The organism is Azospirillum lipoferum 4B (genome assembly GCF_000283655.1).
Classification (GTDB): Bacteria; Pseudomonadota; Alphaproteobacteria; order Azospirillales; family Azospirillaceae; genus Azospirillum; species Azospirillum lipoferum_C.
Genome location: NC_016585.1, coordinates 542,794 through 559,259, shown reverse-complemented (window position 1 = coordinate 559,259; position 16,466 = coordinate 542,794). Strand labels below are relative to the sequence as shown.

Genomic DNA, 16,466 nt, shown 5'->3' with positions numbered 1-16,466 from the left:
GCGCTGACGCGACAGGCGGACCTCTGGTCCGCCGATAGCGGGGAGAGGGGGAGACACTGCGTGGATTCTTGATGGAGGGCCGCCGCGCGTCCCCCTCACCCTAACCCTCTCCCCGGGGGGGAGAGGGAACTCCGCTTCTTCGCTTGGGACTGCCGCGGCCGACTCGGGGAGCACCCCGGCCGCCATCCTTCACCGGATGGTGGAAGTGGTGCGGGTGGCCGGGGGCCTTCTCGCCGTTGCCGCGTTCCGGTCCACCGCGGCGAGGGCCGCCGCGGCGTTCCTCGACACGGCTGCTGTAGCAGTTGTCGCAGACGCGGAAGCGGTGGTTGGCCTTCAGCCGCGTGCCGCAGACCGGACAGGCACGGGCGAGCGAGCGCTCGGCGAGCGTCCGCTCGATGAAGGCGTTCAGATGCGCCCGGCGCTCCTGGCACAAATCCATCTCGGGATAGGCGTCGGGGAAGCGATAGGCCAGCCACGCATAGGCGGTCAGCTCCTTCACCGCACGCTCGGCCTTCTCCAGCTCCACGTCGGTGCCGACGCTGTGGCGGAACCGCTCGGCCGCGTCGGGGGCGGCGTTGGGAATGCCCCTGCCCTGATTGACCGCCCAGCCGCCGAGAAGGCGCAGGTTGTTCTGGTCGCGGGTGTCGATCGGGCAGCGGGCCAGCATGTCGCGCTGGGCCAGCGGCAGCTTGGCGCGGTCCACCGCGGACGCCGCCTGGATGCGCTGCTCCAGGTCGGTCATGCGGAAGGTCTGGTTGGCGCGCAGCAGCTCCTGACCCGCCGTGCGCAGGACCTTGGCGAGGCTGTCGGTGTCCAGCTCCTGCGCGATGGCCTCGACATGGCTGAGGTTGGGCGAAATCCACGAGCGCGGGTCTTCCGGCGGCACCGGCGGCGAGGTCAGCGCCCGGCGCACCGGGTTGATGTTCTCGCCGTCCAGCACGGCGACACGGCCTTCCTCATGCATGCCGAAGCGGCCGGCGCGCCCGCCGATCTGGCGGATTTCCGACGCGGTCAGCTCGCGCTCCTCCCGCCCGTCATATTTGCGGGTGGTGGACAGCACGACGCGGGCAACCGGCAGGTTCAACCCCATGCCGATGGCGTCGGTCGCCACCAGAACGTCGGCGGTGCCCTCGCGGAAGCGGCGCGCCTCAGCCCGGCGAACCTCCGGCGACAGGGCGCCGTAGATCACCGCGACATTGTGGTTGCGGCCCAGCAGGTCGTGGCGGAGCGCCATCACGTCCTTGCGCGAGAAGGCGATCAGCGCGTCGCCCGGCTTCACCTCCTCCAGCTTAACCCGCTCCTCCTGGACGCGCAGCGGCGACTTGCGGGTGAATTCGATGACCTCCAGTTCCTCGCCCATCGCGTCGGCCAGACGCTTGACGTAGGGGATGGCATCGGCGGAGCCGGTCATCAGGATTTCCGGAGCGGCAACGCCGGCCACCGCCTGGGTCCAGGCCCAGCCGCGGTCGGGATCGCCGATCATCTGGATCTCGTCGATGACGCAGGCGCCCCAAACCTTCGACGTGTTCACCATCTCGATGGTGGAGGAGGTGAAGGCGGCGCCCGGCCGCACATCGCGCTCCTCGCCGGTGACGAGGCTGCAGGGCCGGCCGCGCGTTTCCAGCGCCTCCTGCCCTTCCAGCGCCAGCAAACGCAGGGGCGCCAGATAGCAGCCGCTCTCCGCCTCGGCCAGCCGGTCCATCGCTGCATGGGTCTTGCCCGAATTGGTCGGGCCGACATAAAGCCGCAGCTTGCGGATCATCGCGCGGGCGGTGGCGAAGCTGTCGAGATAGACGCCCATGCCGGACGCATTCTCCAACCGCTCCCGCCGCACCTTCATGCCGGCGCGGGATGCTGCGGTGGAAAACGCCTCCTCCATCGCATCCAGCAGGGTCTGCAGGCGCGGGATCCGGCCGCCGAAGCCGACGACGCGGCCCAGCTCGTCGGCGAAGCCCTTCGGCCGCCAGGACTCGCCGAAGCCCGACGCCCGCTGCCCCATCGACGCGAACCAGCCGTCGACGCGGTCCTTCGCCTTGGCGATGGCGGGGGAGGACAGGCAGGCGCCCTTGACCCGCTTGCCCAGCGCCTTGGCCTGCGGCCGGCCGAACCCCTCGTCGATGGTCAGCAGGCCCCACAAGTCGGCCTCGATGTCCGGCAGGGGGCCGAGCGCGACCTTGAAACGCAGCTTCAGCTTCCGGTCGGTGCCGGGGATCTGGACGACGTGGTTGACCGCGACCGACCAGCGCGCCGGGGTGCTGTCGGCATCCACCTCGATCCCGTCGCCGCGCACAACGGCAGCCACCGCGCGCAGGGCGTCGCGGCGGTCGAATTCATCGGCAGTGCCGGGCGTACGGCCCGAGCGGGCGTTGTCGGAAGTGTCGTCGGTCATGAACGTCTTTTCTTGGAATTGCCCCGGTCATGCAAGCGCTTCGGCGAGGCACATCGGCCGGGCGGCCAGTCCGGCAGGACGGGGATGGATCTGCCCCAGACAACAGCCATAGAGCGCCGGGGTCTCTCTTTATGGCCGGGGTCTCTCTTTATGGGTCTGACCGGCCGATTCGGCAAGCCGAATCCCCCGAAGGGAGCAAGGCCGGGCTAATTCGAATCCGTCGCCGTTTCGCCGATCTCGCCCGTGCGAAAAGGGGGGAGCACCGGCCACATAGAGCCACGCAGGTTTGGTGGTCCGACCCCAACGGGTTAGCCGCCGCCGGCCGCCGAACCGGCCGGACCGGACCGGACCGGCAACCGGGTCCGGCGCGAAACGATCAACTCTTTGCTCCGATTAATTTTCATTGGGAGATGCGCATGCCGAATCCTCGTGAGGTCCTGGAACTGATCGAGCGCATGCGGTGCATTTCGAACGACGGCGAGCGCCGGATCCTGGTCGACCGGCTGGGCGCGGCGGACCGTCCGACGGTGCTGTCCTTCCTGAACGCGCACGGGCTGAACGTCTGCATGGCGTCGGACGAGGCGTTGGCCGCCTTCGCCGCCTCGGACGTCCTGCTGCGCGACGGGATCGGGCTGCAGGCGGTCCTGCCGGTTCTCGGCATGCCGGCCGGGCTGAACATGAACGGCACAGACTTCATCCCGCTGCTGCTGAAATCGCTCACCCCCCGCAGCGTCGCGATCTACGGCACCGCCACCCCGTGGCTGGACCGCGCCCGCGTCGTTCTGGAGGCCGCCACGCCGCACCGCTACGCCGACCTGCAGCACGGCTTCCACCCGGTGGAGCATTACATCGCCCAGGCGCGGGCCACCCGCCCCGACGTGATCCTGCTCGCCATGGGCATGCCCAGGCAGGAACAGGTCGCGGCGGAGCTGAAACGCGCGCTGGACCACCCGGTGCTGATCGTCAACGGCGGCGCCATCGTCGATTTCCTGGCCGGCCGCTTCAAGCGCGCCCCGGAAGCGGTCCAGCGTTCCGGCATGGAATGGGCCTTCCGGCTGGCGCAGGAGCCGCGCCGCCTGTTCCGCCGCTATTGCATCGGTGCCTTCGGCTTCGGCTGGAGCACCCTTCGCCTTCGTCGTGCCGCCTCCCTCCGCACCCGCGAAACGGGCGCCGCAGCGCCCGCATCCACCCGGATCCCTCCGTCAGCGATCCGGCGGTCGCCCATCCAGAAGGAGCTTTGAGACGTGGAAAACCTTCCCCAGATCAATAACGGAGGCCATGGCCCTGGAAGCCACGGTGGGCCGCCGGCTCCGGCGTGGCCAACCCAGGTCGGCCACCACATGCCGCGCGAGTTCGACGGCCCGGCGCCGGCGATGGGTCCCGACTTCCGGTTCATCCTGCGGGTGCTGGCGGCGCACAAGACGCTGATCGTCGTCATCGTGCTGGCGCTGACGGCCCTGTCGGCCTTCGCCGTCTCGCTGATGAAGGACAAATACACCTCCGAAGCCCTTCTGCTGGTCGACAACCGTCAGGTCCGCGTCGTCCGGGCGGAAGATCAGGCGCTGAACTCCATCACGCCGGAAGACGGCGCGATCCTCAGCGAGATCGAAATACTGAAATCCACCGCCGTGCTGAGCCAGGCCGTCGCCGACCTGAATCTGGCGACGAACCAGGAGTTCAACCCGCCGGTCCAGGCCGACGAGACGAAGCCCTTCGTCGAGCGCGCCACCGCCTGGACGCGCGAGCAGGCCCATGCCGTGTTCGGCCCCGAACTGCCGGGCGTCGTCCAGGCGGTGCTGGCCCACGGCGACGACATGACCAAGGACACCCAGCTGCGCGAGACGCGCGCCGCCGACAGCATCGACGGCGTTCTCGACCGTGTCCGCCGCAACCTTGAGGTCGGCGTCGTCGGCCGGTCGCGCGTGATCCAGGTCCGCTACACCGCCCGCGAACCGGAAATCGCCCAGAAGGTGGTGGACACCGTCGTCCGCCGCTACATGGAAACCCGCCAGCAGATGGACCGCGACCTGTCCACCAGCGCCGTCGCCTGGCTGGAAGACCGCATCGCCACCCTGCGCCGGGAAGTGGCGGAGGCCGACACCAAGGTCGATGCCGTGCGCTTCAAGGCCGGTCTGGTCAAGAACGGCACCAATGGCCTGATGGCCACCACCGAGCTGGAACAGGCCCGCCTGCGCCTTGCCGAGGCCGCGGCTCTCCGCGCCCGCGCCGTCGCCCAGGCCCAGACGCTGGAGCGCAGCTCCGGCAACGGCGGCAGCCTCGCCTCCCCGGTCGTGGCCCAGCTGCGCGCCACCGTTGCCTCGATCTCCACCGAGCTGGCCCAACTGTCGCGCCAGTACGGTCCGAAGCACCCGCGCATCCAGGAACTGCAGGCCCGCCTGAACGAGGCCAACTCCTCGCTTCAGCAGGAGGTCCGCCACGAGATCGCCGGCGTCCGCGAGGCGGCCAACGTCGCCATCGAGCAGGAAAACGCCCTGAAGGGCATGATCGCCAAGCTGGAATCCGGCTATCAGACCATGGCCGTGGAAGCGGTGCCGCTGCGCACGCTGGAGGCCGAGGCCCAGGCCAAGCGCCAGCTGCTGGACAGCCTGCTCGGCCGTCTGGAAGAGGTGCTGGCCCAGCAGGACAACCGCGCCTTCCCGACGGCCGTCAAGCTGGTGTCGGCGCCGCAGGTCCCGCATGAGCCGTCGGGTCCGTTCCGCGTGCTTCTGCTGCTGGCCGGCTTCGTCGCCTCGCTCGCCGTCGCCGTCTTCATCGTCTTCGGCATCGAGCTGTTCCAGCGCCGCATCCGCACCCCGGACGCCGTCCGCCGCATCCTGGGCGTCGGCACGGTCCACATCGTCCCGCACCACTCCACCCGCGGCACCCGCGGCCGCCTGGACCAGATCTTCCAGAACCATCCCTTCTCGCTGTTCTCTGAATCGATGCGCGCCCTGTTCCGCAACCACCTGTCGGATCTGGGTCCGGTCGGCTCCATCGCCGTCACCTCGGCCCGCCCGCAGGACGGCAAGACCTCGATGAGCCTCGCCGTCGCCCAGGTCGCGGCCCAGGCCGGCCGCCGGGTGGTGGTGGTCGACACCGACTTCCGCCGCTCGCGCATCGATGGCCTGTTCAACCTGTCGGCCAAGAAGGGCCTGTCGGACTGGATCGCCGGCACCGCCACCCTCGACGAGATCGTGCACAGCAGCGACCAGGCGCCCTACGCAATGATCCCGGCCGGCCGCCTGATGCCGGAGACGCTGGACCGCTTCAACGTCGACGGCCTGATCCACCTGATGGCCGGCCTGTCGCCGCACTTCGATCTGGTGGTGTTCGACACCGCCCCGGCGCTGGCCGTGTCGGATGCCCGCATCGTCTGCGGCGCCGCCTCCAAGGTGCTGTTCGTCAGCCGCTGGGGCCACACCACGGCCAGCGACCTGCAGGCGGTCGCCGACCTGGGTCCGATCGACCACTCCAAGTTCGTCGCGGTCATGACCGACGTGAACCTGAAGAAGGCGGCGTCGCGCGGCTACCAGGGTCCCTACAACAGCTACATGGCGACCCGGAAATACTATGGCGACACCACCCTGCGGACCGCCCCGTAAGCGGCCCGTAGAGCGGGCGACCTGAAGCTCCTTCGACCCCCGAGGCCCTTTCCCTCCGGATGCTGCGGCACCCGGAGGGAGGGGTCTCTTCATGACCGCAGACAATCGCATTTGGACTTCGTTCGCTGAATAAGCCCCTCTCCCCTTGTGGGAGAGGGGTTGGGGTGAGGGGTCGCAAACCCATTGATTCCCTCCGGCCTGCGGCCGCCGCCCCCCTCATCCCAACCCTTCTCCCACAGGGGGAGAAGGGCATACGAAGCGCAACGTCGCTCGGTTTCCCGTATGTCGTTGTCCTGTCAAGGACGGACTCAGCGAACGGCCATCGCGACCAGAGGAGAAGCCCCTCCCCATGATCACGCTTCCGAAGACCGGCCTTCCCAAATGGCGCCCCTCCCGGCGCGAGTTGCTGTGGACCGCCGCCGCCGGTGCCGTGCTGGCCAGCTGCCGCGGCGCCTCCGGCCCGATGCCGGCGGAGGCCGCCTCTTCCAAAGCCGCCGCCGGGGCTGCGGAGCCGGCGGTGACGCTGCGCGACGCCTGCCGGGCGCTGGGCATCCGCCACGGCGCGGCGCGCGACCACTACATCGACCCGGAAGACCCGATGCTGGACCGGCTGATGGCGCGGGAATGCGACGTCGTCACCCCCGAGAACGGCGGCAAATGGGGTCTCTTGCAGCACACCGAAGGCAATTACGACTGGCGCCGCTTCGATGCGGCGGTCGAGTTGGCACGCTCCATCGGCGCAACGCCGAACTGGCACACGATCATCTGGCAGCATATGGGCATGCCGCCCTACATGAAGCTTCCGGCGGCCCGGCAGGCGGAGCTGGGCATTTCGGAAAGCGCCTATTTCTCGCCCGAAGGCACGCTGAGTGAGGAAAACGTCTGGCCGCGCTTCACCGGCGTGGTGGAGGCGGTGCGCCAGCGCTACGGCGACATCTTCTACCGCATCGACGTGGCCAACGAGGTCTTCTTCTGGGAAACGGAGGAGAGCCACCCGCGCCAGCAGGACCGCTACGGCTTCCGCCGCGGCATGTGGTGGGTGGCGGCCGGCGGCGCCGAGAAGGGAGCGGAATGGCTCGACCCCTTCTTCCACCATGTGCACGAGGCCTTCCCCAAGGCGAAGCTGGTGCTGAACGAGTTCGGCATCGAGATCGACGAGGGCTGGCAACAGCGTAAGCGCGCCTATCTGCTGGACTGGCTGACCGGGGCGGTGAAGCGCGGCGTGCCGATCCACGGCATCGGGCTGCAGAGCCACCTGATCGGCGGCAAGCCCTATGACAGCGCCGGCATGCGCGAGTTCCTGCGCGCGGTCGACAAGCTCGGCCTGTCCGTCCATCTGACGGAGATGGACGTCGACGAGACGCGCCTGCCCCGCTCCTGGTCGCGGGCGGAAAAGGACCGCGCGCTGGCCCTGCTGGCCCGCAACTATCTGGCCGACGTGTTGGACAATGCCCGGCTGGAGGAGCTGTGCTGGTGGCACCTGCGCTCCGACCTGAATTTCATCGCCAGGGAGCATGCGGCGCTGAAGCCCCACCCCTCCCCCTACGATGCGAATTCCCGGCCGCTGCCGCTCTATGCGGCGGTGGTGAATACGTTGCAGGACAAGGCGCGGACCGGCAAGGCGCGGTCGGGCTGAGGCGCCTCCGGGATATCCGAGTCTTGTCCTTTACCGAAGCCCCTCTCCCCTCGCGGGAGAGGGGTTGGGGTGAGGGGGCGCAAATCAGGATCGCACCGGCCTTGCGGCCGCCGCACCCCTCATCCCAACCCTTCTCCCGCAAGGGGAGAAGGGCTTTCAATCCGGAAAGATCAAAATCCGGGACGGCCCCCAGACCTGACGCTGTGCGGCGCACGTCGGGGGTACGCCCTTCTCGGAGCCCACCCCCTCCGATAGGCCCGCGCGCCTGCCCCTTCGCGTGCGAGCGTCCGCTCACGCTCCCGTTTAGAGTCCCTCGAAGCGTCCGGCACCCCCTGAAGGAGAGGTCTATCGTGCAGAACACAGCCGACACATTGCCGATGGATCGCCTGCCCGCCGACCGAGCCGGCGGCGACGCCCTCGTCGAGCGCTACCGGCGGAAGTTCCACCTCTCGCCGACCTATCCGCTGACGGCGGAGATGGTGCATCGCCACTGGGATCTGGAGCGGCGCCTTGCCCGCGAGCTGCTGGCGACCGAGCCCGAAGAGCGCTGGGACGCCTTCGAGCGGGCCTACACCACGCTCTACAGCAGCTGCCCCTGGCTGAACGAGGCGGAGGACGACGCCCATACCCGCAACGACGAGCTGGACTTCCGCCATTTCCTGAGCCTGCTGGGCGGGCCGCAGGACGTGTACGAGGTGGGATCGGGCAAGGCGCGGCTGCTGCGCTATCTCGCCCGCCACGGCTACCGCTGCGTCGCGACCGAGGTGACGCGCGAACGCGGCGCCAGCTGGATCGAGCAGGACTCCAACATCACCTGGAAAAACAGCGACGGCGTGCATCTGGCCCGGTTCGAGCCGGCCGACCGCTATGACAGCGTGATCTCCACCCATGTGGTCGAGCACATGCATCCCGATGACGTCGTCACCCACATGACGAATGTCCGGACCATCCTGAAGCCGGGCGGGAAATATGTCCTGAGCATGCCGCACAAGTTCGCCGGCCCGGCCGACCTGTCGGAGGTGTTCGGCCTGGACGAGCCGGTCTGCATGCATCTGCGCGAATACCGCTGGGGCGAGACGGCGGCGATGCTGCGCCAGGCCGGCTTCGACCGCGTCGAGGCGGTCTATGTGGTGCCGATGGCGGTGCGCCGCCGGCTGAACCTGCATTTCGCAAGCCGCGCCTATTTCGGCTATGTGCGGCTGGTTGAGGCATTTTTGGGACAGCTGCCGTTAACCCTAAATCGCAAGCTCGGAAGGGTTGGCCAGCTCTTCATGTTCCGGCCGGAGGTGTTCGTGGTGGCTCACAAGCCCAAATGACCCCATTCCATGCGCCGCTAAAGCACTGAAAAGAATAGAGTCAGGGACGCGATCTACCCCTTTGTTGCAGCGATGCATCGGCAAAGGGGTTTTTCGTGTCCCTTTCTTTTCACAGGTGACAGTGGCATTAGAGCCGCATTTCCCTAAAATTTGAAATACCTCGTTAACCTTTTCCGGACAGTTTGGGCTCCAGCGAAATCACGGAAAAGAGGATGCTTCCAATGGCAACGAACCCCGTCGATATGACCTTCGTCGTCAATGCCTCGGGTGTGGCTGCCGGAGGAGTCTGGCCGCATTTCAAGTTCCTCGTCGACGGCGTCTCCGTTGGCCAGGCGACGGTCAATTCCACCAGCCCGGGCCGGTACAGCTTCACCACCAAGGTGGCGCCGGACGCCGCGCACAAAGTCCAGGTCGTGTATGACAACGACTGGCTGTCGACCGACAAGACCGGCATGTACCGCGATCTGATCGTCAAGTCGATTGAAGTCAACGGCAAGACCATCGCTTCCAACAGCTCGACGGTCTCCTACGCCGCTGAGGGCCAGGGCACCCTGTCCGGCCGCGAAATTCTGTCCTGGAGCGGCTCGCTCGACTTCAACATGTCCAAGGACGTGTTCGCCGGCGCCGCCGGGACCCCGACCACCCCCACCCCCACCCCCCCGGCCACCGGCGGCACGCCGATCGTCGTGAACGCCTACGGCAATGCGGCCGGCGGCGTGAACGCCCACTTCAAGGTGCTGGTCGACGGCAAGGTGATCGGTGAAGCCACCGCCGGCACCGCCGCGAAGGACTTCACCTTCAACGCCAACGTCAGCGCCGACATGGCCCACAAGGTCCAGATCCAGTTCGACAACGACGGCGTGGTCAACGGCGCCGACCGCAACCTGTATGTCAACAAGATCACCATCGGCGGCCACGCCGTCGCCCCGACCGACAGCATCGTGTCCATCGACAAGGGTGCCCTGGACGGCAAGGACATCGTCGCCGGCCAGAAGGCGATGTGGTGGAACAGCACCATGGAGGTGAAGGCCGACCAGTCCTGGTTCGCCGGTGCCACCACGCCGACGCCGAACCCGTCCAACCCGTCGCAGCCGAGCCTGTCGGTCAGCGACGTGTCGGTGGCCGAGCCGACCGGCAACACCTCCTCCGGCGGCATCCAGGGCTTCCTGAGCACCAAGGGCAACCAGATCGTCGACGAGGCCGGCAACGCGGTTCGCCTGACCGGCATCAACTGGTTCGGCGGCGAGGGCTACAACTATGTGCCCGCCGGCCTGTGGGCCGACAGCTACCAGGGCCATCTGGAAAAGATGAAGTCGGTCGGCTTCAACACCATCCGCCTGACCATGTCGGACGAGATGTTCACCAGCTCGGCGGTGACCAACGGCATCGACTATTCGAAGAACCCGGATCTGGTCGGCCTGACCCGTCTGCAGGTCTATGACAAGGTCATCGAGCATGCCGGCAAGCTCGGCATGAAGGTGATCCTCGACCACCACCGCAACGACGGCGGCGCCGGCACCAACGAACATGGGCTGTGGTACAGCAACCGCTTCCCGGAATCGACGGTGATCGAGAACTGGAAGATGCTGGCCAAGCATTATGCCGGCAACGAGACCGTCATCGGCGCCGACCTGCACAACGAGCCGAGCGTCACGGCCACCTGGGGCGGCAGCGCCGCCACCGACTGGGCCTCGGCCGCGGAGCGCATCGGCAACGCCATCCAGTCCGTCAACAAGGATTGGCTGCTGTTCGTCGAAGGCACGGAGTGGAGCAGCACGCTGGCCGGTGCGCAGTCGCGCCCCATCGAGTTCGACACCCCCAACAAGCTCGTCTACTCGCCGCATGCCTACGGCCACAGCGTCGGCAACTTCAGCTGGCTGAACGATCCGGCCTATCCGAACAACCTGCCGGCCCAGTACGACAAGATGTGGGGCTACCTGTACAAGAACGACACCGCGCCGATCCTGCTCGGCGAATGGGGTGGCCTGTTCAACAGCTCGGCCGAGCAGACCTGGGCCCGGACCATGGGCAAGTACCTGAACGGCGACTGGAACCTGGACGGCAAGAGCGACATCGCCGCCGGCGACAAGGGCATGAGCTGGACCTTCTGGGCCTGGACGCCGGAATCCGGTGACGTGGGCGGCATCCTGATGGACGACTACAAGACCATCAACCAGTCGAAGATCAACCTGATCAAGCCGGCCATGGAAGGCGCCGTCTTCGACACCCCCGGCGGCTCCAGCACGCCGAACACCGCCAACGCCACCTTCACGGTGAAGCTGTCGTCGGCCTCCGGCACCCCGGTCACGGTGGATTACGCCACGGTGGACGGGACGGCCAAGGCCGGTTCGGACTACACCGCCACCAGCGGCAAGCTGACCTTCGCCGCCGGCGAGACCACCAAGACCGTCACGGTCAAGGTGCTGAGCGACAGCGTGACGGAAGGCAACGAGACCTTCGGCCTGAAGATCTCCAACTCGACCGCCGCGACCATCGCCGACGCCACCGGCACCGGCACGATCGTCTCGGCCGCCGCCAAGGCCGCCGCCGCATCGCTGGACTCGGCCGACCTGCTGGCCCACACGATGACGACCGCCAACGACCCGGCAACCGCCGGCGACCTGTCGGCGGCGGCGCTCGCCAGCCAGGACGCGTTCGCCGCGGACCTGTCCTATGCCAACCTGGGCGTGAACTACCACGAGCTGCACACGACCGACGGCAGCCTGGCCCACGCCGCCTGACGGCAGAGCCGCTCCAACGACCGGACGGCCCATCGACCGATTGCGGGGACCGGCAGCCATGCTGCCGGTCCCCCCTTTTTTCGGCGGCCTCAGCCCGGTACGGCAGCCGGTTCCGCCATGGCGGCAGTAACGGCGAAATCGCCGACCGGCGCCGGATGCGGGATGTCGGGGATGGTGACCTCCGCCACCGCCTTGCCCGGATTCCCGGCGACGACGGTGCGCCGCGGCATCGGCTTGGTGACGACGGTGGAGGCGGCGACGATGCACTCGTCGCCGATGGGCACGCCGATCACAACCGCATGCGGCCCGACCCAGACGCCGTCGCCCAGTTCCGGATAATGGGTCACCCGCCCGCCGGGGAGCAGGTCGTCCTTCTGGCCCAGGGTGACGCCGTGGAACAGGGTGACGTTGGCGCCGATGCGGGCGTTGGCGTTCACCACGAGCCCCCAACCGTGCAGGATGCGCAGTCCGGGGCCGACCTCGGTCTCCCACGGCAGATCCATGGCGGCGGAATGCTGGGTCCAGCGATGCAGCAGACGGCAAGTGGTCAGCAGTGGCTTGCGCAGCGGCCCGGTCATCCGGTTCGCCGCTTGGCAGCTGCGCAAGGTGAAGGTCACCCGGAACATGCGGTTGCCGGCCAGCAGTTTCAGCACCGCCCCAAGGCCGGAGCCGCCGCCGTAGCGGACGGCATCCGCCGCGACGGTCTGCCGATAGGTGTAGCGGGGAGCGTCCTGCATCGCGGTGTGATCCTCCCGGGGGTCAATCATTGTCACGCCGTCTGCGGACGGCGAAGAAACCGGCCGGCCATGCGGAACAGCATCGCGCGGTCGGTCTTGCCGAAGCTCGGCCCGAACAGGACGACGATGGCGAACAGCATGGTCAGGCCGACCTTGGCCGCGGTGAAGCTGGGGTTCACCTCGAACCCGAACAGGGCCAGCCCGGCCAGATAGGCGACGGCGCCGGGCGCCAGGATGCCCAGGACGCGGAACGCGCTCAGCGGCGGCTCCTTCGGGGCGAGGCGGCGGCACAGCGCCTCGGTGGCGCCCAGCATCGCCAGCTCGCGCCCCAGCACGCCGATGGCCCCGCCCATCAGGCCGAGCGGCCCCAGGGTGACCGCCATGATCAGCACGCCGACCGCCAGCCCGCCCAGCGAGATCGCCGGCAGCACGCCGACCTTCTTGGTCTTCACCAGCCCGACCTCGGCATGCATGCGCACGCCGTGCACCACATAGGCCAGCACCAGCAACGGCATGCAGGGCAGCACCGTGTCGTATTCGCTGGAGGCGATCAGCCACAGCACCTCCGGCGCGGTCAGCGCCATGCCCAGCGCCGCGGCCGACAGCAGGACGACGAACAGGTAGAAGACGAATTCCGACTGTTCCCGGCCGGCGGTGTTCTCCTGCGCCTCGATCCGGCTGACCGACCAGATCTGCAGGAAGGACGCGGTCAGGAACATGTAGAGCATGGTGGCGAGCCGCAGCCCGAAGGACAGCACGCCGACCGCCGCCACGCCCATCAGCAGGTTGACCAGATAGCGCATGGCGAACTGGTTGCCCATGTCCAGCATGGTCTGCGGCATGAAGGGCAGCCCCAGCACCGTCACCCGCTTCAGCAGCCCGAAGGAGAATCCCAGGCCGTTCGCCGCCAGGATCGCCACGGTCAACCCGACGCCCAGCCCGACGAAGGTGATGGCGTTGGCAAGGAAGATGCCGGTGACGCCCAGATCCATCCACAGCAGGAAGCCGAGGTTGAGGCCGATCAACCCGACCGCCTTGCCGACGGAGATCAGCAGGCAGGTGCCCGACCGCTTGTGGACCCGGTAATAGGCCAGAGCCAGCTCGAACACCGCGCTGAAGGCGATGCCGGCGAAGGCGAAGGCGATGATCGGTCCCTGGTCGCGGCTGCCGAACAGCAGCTCGCTGGCGCCCCAGCCCGCCGGCAGCGCCACCGCCAGCAGGGCCAGCGAGGCGGCCCACAGGCCGATCATCGTCGTGCTGACCACGCGGGACCGGCCGCGCTCGTCCGGATGTTCGAAATAGACGACGGTGAAGGCGTTGATCATTCCGATCATCAGCATGACGGCGACGATGTCGCCCACGACGCCGATCAGGGCATAGACGCCGAACTCCGCCGGTGACAGGACCTTGGCATAGAGCGGCAGCAGAAGCAGTCCCGCGGCGCGGTTGACCACATTCGCCACCATGAACATCCAGCCATGCTTGATGATGGTGCCAGCTTCGAGAGCCATCCGGTTTCCTTCGCCCCCTGTTACCCACCGTCCCTTCCAGGCCCCGCCCGCCCCGGCCCCACTCGGGATGGGGTGGAGGCGTCCGGTGCATCACACAGGCGCACGACGGAAATGGAGCGCGGGAAAGGACCGCGCCAAATCTCGGCGGCGGTCCGGAAAGCGTCAATTCGGCCTTGAAGCGACGGCGGCACTCTTCGGTGCTAGTCACCACGGCTTCGGTCAGCGGACCCGCCGGAGGAACCGGACCTTCAGAATAGGCTTTCCGGCGAACAGGAATGCTGCCTCCTACGCCCTGCAACTTGCAAGGGTGCGTTCGCGCCGAGCCTTCGCTCGGAATTGCTGACCCGCCTCCATCGGGAAAGCCGGGCGGACACCCCTCCCCGCAAGTTTGGCGATCACCCCCTTCCGCGCCGCGAAGATCCGGCCGGTCGAGGGAGCCTGCCGCAGGTTTCTACCCATTATTTGCGGTGAGTCCAGGTGTCGACAGGGGTGCGACACCACCTTGCCCTTACCCCGAAACGCTATCCCCCCCGGGTACAGCATCCAAAAGTATCCCCATTAATATTCGTGTGTGCGCACCCTTTGAAACTCCGGTGGTATCGCTGACGCGAAATCAACGTCCGTATGCACTGTTGCTGCCTGCGCCTCCTCATCCTAATTCGTCATCAACGAACCGCGGATCGGCTGACAAAAATCATGAAAGAGCGATCTTTACACAAATGCGCCGCTGCAGAATTCGCGGCGCAGCAAAGTAAAGACGGGCCGTTTCCCAAGAGACGCTGATGACGAGCGACCACCCGCACGAATGGCCGTGCGGTGGCTGGCATTCCCTTCAACCACGGGACCTGCGATGAGCAAACTGGACCCAGAAGCGGTCATCGATCTGACCTCGGCAAAGAAGGCGACGTTACCGACGATCGCCCCCGGGCTGTTGCTGGCACTCTCCGATGGCCTCGTTCTCGCCCTGGTGGGTTGGACGCTCACCCATTTCCTCGGCACCGACCCGCTGATCGATCCGGTGGAGGCCGCCGCCTGGCAGCGGTCGCTGGTCACCGGCCTGATGCTGGTGCCGCTGGTGAAGTCGGTGTTCGGCATCTACACCCTCGGACGCTTCGACTACATGGAACGGACGAGGCGGACCTTTCAGGCGGCCTTCCTGTGCTGCGCCGTCCTGGCCGTCCCCTTCATCGTGATGGAAGGCTTCCGCTCCTTCTTCGTGGAGGCGCTGTCCATCGCGCTGCTCGGCTTCGCCGTCACCTATGTGGCGGACCTGCTGCTGATCCAGGGGCTGCTGTCCAGCGCGCTCGACTGGCGCACGCCGGTGATAATCGTCGGCGCCGGCCCGCAGGGTGCCGCCATCGCCGAGAAGCTGCAGCGCCTGCCCTGGCTCGGCATGCGTCCGGTCGGCTTCGTCGACGACGACGACAGCCTGTGGCAGACCCGCGTCGCCGGCCTGCCGGTGATGGGTCCGGTCGAACTGCTTGCCAAATCGCCCGCCGTCGCTCGCCAGGCCACCGCCGCCATCGTCGCCGACATGGGGCGCCACGGCAGCGACCTGACCGGTCTGGTGCGCACCCTGCCCTTCCGCCAGGTCTATTGCGTGCTGGGCGAGGGCAATGTCAGCGCCGTCGACGCCACCTATCACAACCTGCACGGCTCGCTGGCCCTGCGCGTCAGCGTCCGTCCGCCGACCGGCTACCTGCGCATCCGCCGCGCCATGGACATCGTGCTGTCGGCGATCCTGCTGGTCGTGGTGGCGCCGCTGATGCTGGGCCTCGCCGTCGCCATCAAGCTGGACAGCCCCGGCCCGGTGATGTTCCGCCAGAAGCGCTGGGCCGGCGGCAAGCAGACCTTCGACCTGCTGAAATTCCGCTCCATGCATGTCGATGCCGAGGAACAGCTGCAGCAGCTGCTGGAGAACGACCCGGTCGCCCGTGAAGAATACATGACCTACCACAAGCTGACGGTCGATCCGCGCATCACCCCGCTCGGCCGCTTCCTGCGCAGGACCTCGCTCGACGAGCTGCCGCAGCTGTGGAACATCCTGATGGGCGACATGAGTCTGATCGGCCCGCGCGCCTACATGCCGAAGGAACTGCCGGAGGTGGGTGACTCCGCCGCGGTGATCGGCTCCGTCCGTCCCGGCCTGACCGGCTACTGGCAGGTGTCCGGCCGCCATCGCACCACCTTCCAGGAACGCGTGTCGATGGATGTCTTCTATGTCCGCAACTGCGGCCTGCTGTTCGACTTCTTCATCCTCTGCAAGACCGCGGTGATGGTGCTGAAGGGCGACGGTTCGTAAGGCCGCCGCCATCCCGGACCGAATGCCAGCCGGACCCCCGCGCCACCCGCGCGGGGGTCTTTTTTCGTCCGTGCCCCCACCATTCCGGAAAATGCTTCGGGTCCATTCCCTTTTTCGGGCGGTAAAGCGAGCGGGAAACGCGATTCCGGCTACCCCTTTCGGGCGCGGCCTCCTTCGGTCTAACGCCACCGCCCGGCTACGAGATGGGGGGTGGCAACCGCATCTTCAGTGC

At 67.5% G+C, this 16,466-nt stretch carries 9 protein-coding genes; 6 read left to right on the top strand and 3 right to left on the bottom strand.

Annotated elements, in window-relative coordinates; translation table 11 throughout:
* Window positions 1-100: 100 nt before the first annotated feature.
* Window positions 101-2,389, bottom strand: a complete 2,289-nt coding sequence (locus tag AZOLI_RS16280) for a helicase-related protein (protein ID WP_014188259.1) — start codon at window positions 2,387-2,389, stop codon at window positions 101-103.
* A 416-nt stretch (window positions 2,390-2,805) separates the two neighbouring features.
* Here AZOLI_RS16280 and AZOLI_RS16275 point away from each other — a divergent pair, with 416 nt between their 5' ends.
* The 5 genes from AZOLI_RS16275 to AZOLI_RS16255 all read left to right on the top strand — a co-directional run bounded on the left by AZOLI_RS16275 (window position 2,806) and on the right by AZOLI_RS16255 (window position 11,684).
* The gene (locus tag AZOLI_RS16275) at window positions 2,806-3,630 is read left to right on the top strand and encodes a WecB/TagA/CpsF family glycosyltransferase (protein ID WP_014188258.1); all 825 of its coding nucleotides are present in this window, start codon (window positions 2,806-2,808) and stop codon (window positions 3,628-3,630) included.
* A gap of 99 nt (window positions 3,631-3,729) precedes the next feature.
* Complete coding sequence (locus AZOLI_RS16270; protein ID WP_014188257.1) at window positions 3,730-5,991, top strand: GumC family protein; 2,262 nt, start codon at window positions 3,730-3,732, stop codon at window positions 5,989-5,991.
* Window positions 5,992-6,340: 349 nt separating this feature from the next.
* Window positions 6,341-7,627, top strand: coding sequence for an endo-1,4-beta-xylanase (locus AZOLI_RS16265; protein ID WP_014188256.1), 1,287 nt, complete (start codon window positions 6,341-6,343; stop codon window positions 7,625-7,627).
* Between the two features lie 350 nt (window positions 7,628-7,977).
* Window positions 7,978-8,943, top strand: coding sequence for a class I SAM-dependent methyltransferase (locus tag AZOLI_RS16260; protein ID WP_014188255.1), 966 nt, complete (start codon window positions 7,978-7,980; stop codon window positions 8,941-8,943).
* Between the two features lie 221 nt (window positions 8,944-9,164).
* Entirely contained in the window at window positions 9,165-11,684 is a 2,520-nt protein-coding gene (locus AZOLI_RS16255) for a cellulase family glycosylhydrolase (protein WP_014188254.1), read from the top strand.
* A gap of 89 nt (window positions 11,685-11,773) precedes the next feature.
* On the opposite strand, the gene AZOLI_RS16250 is transcribed toward AZOLI_RS16255, so the two are convergent.
* Both AZOLI_RS16250 and AZOLI_RS16245 read right to left on the bottom strand, forming a co-directional pair.
* Complete coding sequence (locus AZOLI_RS16250; RefSeq protein ID WP_014188253.1) at window positions 11,774-12,421, bottom strand: serine acetyltransferase; 648 nt, start codon at window positions 12,419-12,421, stop codon at window positions 11,774-11,776.
* A 32-nt stretch (window positions 12,422-12,453) separates the two neighbouring features.
* A complete protein-coding gene (locus AZOLI_RS16245; protein WP_014188252.1) occupies window positions 12,454-13,932 on the bottom strand; it encodes a lipopolysaccharide biosynthesis protein in 1,479 nt (492 codons plus the stop codon).
* Between the two features lie 850 nt (window positions 13,933-14,782).
* Here AZOLI_RS16245 and AZOLI_RS16240 point away from each other — a divergent pair.
* Complete coding sequence (locus tag AZOLI_RS16240; RefSeq protein WP_014188251.1) at window positions 14,783-16,234, top strand: exopolysaccharide biosynthesis polyprenyl glycosylphosphotransferase; 1,452 nt, start codon at window positions 14,783-14,785, stop codon at window positions 16,232-16,234.
* The last annotated feature ends 232 nt before the right edge of the window (window positions 16,235-16,466 follow it).

Excerpts from the sequence above, each read along its gene's own strand:
- AZOLI_RS16280 (WP_014188259.1), bottom strand. The coding sequence starts at position 2,389 with ATGACCGACGACACTTCCGACAACGCCCGCTCGGGCCGTACGCCCGGC.
- AZOLI_RS16265 (WP_014188256.1), top strand. The coding sequence starts at position 6,341 with ATGATCACGCTTCCGAAGACCGGCCTTCCCAAATGGCGCCCCTCCCGG.
- AZOLI_RS16275 (WP_014188258.1), top strand. The coding sequence starts at position 2,806 with ATGCCGAATCCTCGTGAGGTCCTGGAACTGATCGAGCGCATGCGGTGC.
- AZOLI_RS16240 (WP_014188251.1), top strand. The coding sequence starts at position 14,783 with ATGAGCAAACTGGACCCAGAAGCGGTCATCGATCTGACCTCGGCAAAG.
- AZOLI_RS16255 (WP_014188254.1), top strand. The coding sequence starts at position 9,165 with ATGGCAACGAACCCCGTCGATATGACCTTCGTCGTCAATGCCTCGGGT.
- AZOLI_RS16270 (WP_014188257.1), top strand. The coding sequence starts at position 3,730 with ATGCCGCGCGAGTTCGACGGCCCGGCGCCGGCGATGGGTCCCGACTTC.
- AZOLI_RS16250 (WP_014188253.1), bottom strand. The coding sequence starts at position 12,421 with ATGCAGGACGCTCCCCGCTACACCTATCGGCAGACCGTCGCGGCGGAT.
- AZOLI_RS16245 (WP_014188252.1), bottom strand. The coding sequence starts at position 13,932 with ATGGCTCTCGAAGCTGGCACCATCATCAAGCATGGCTGGATGTTCATG.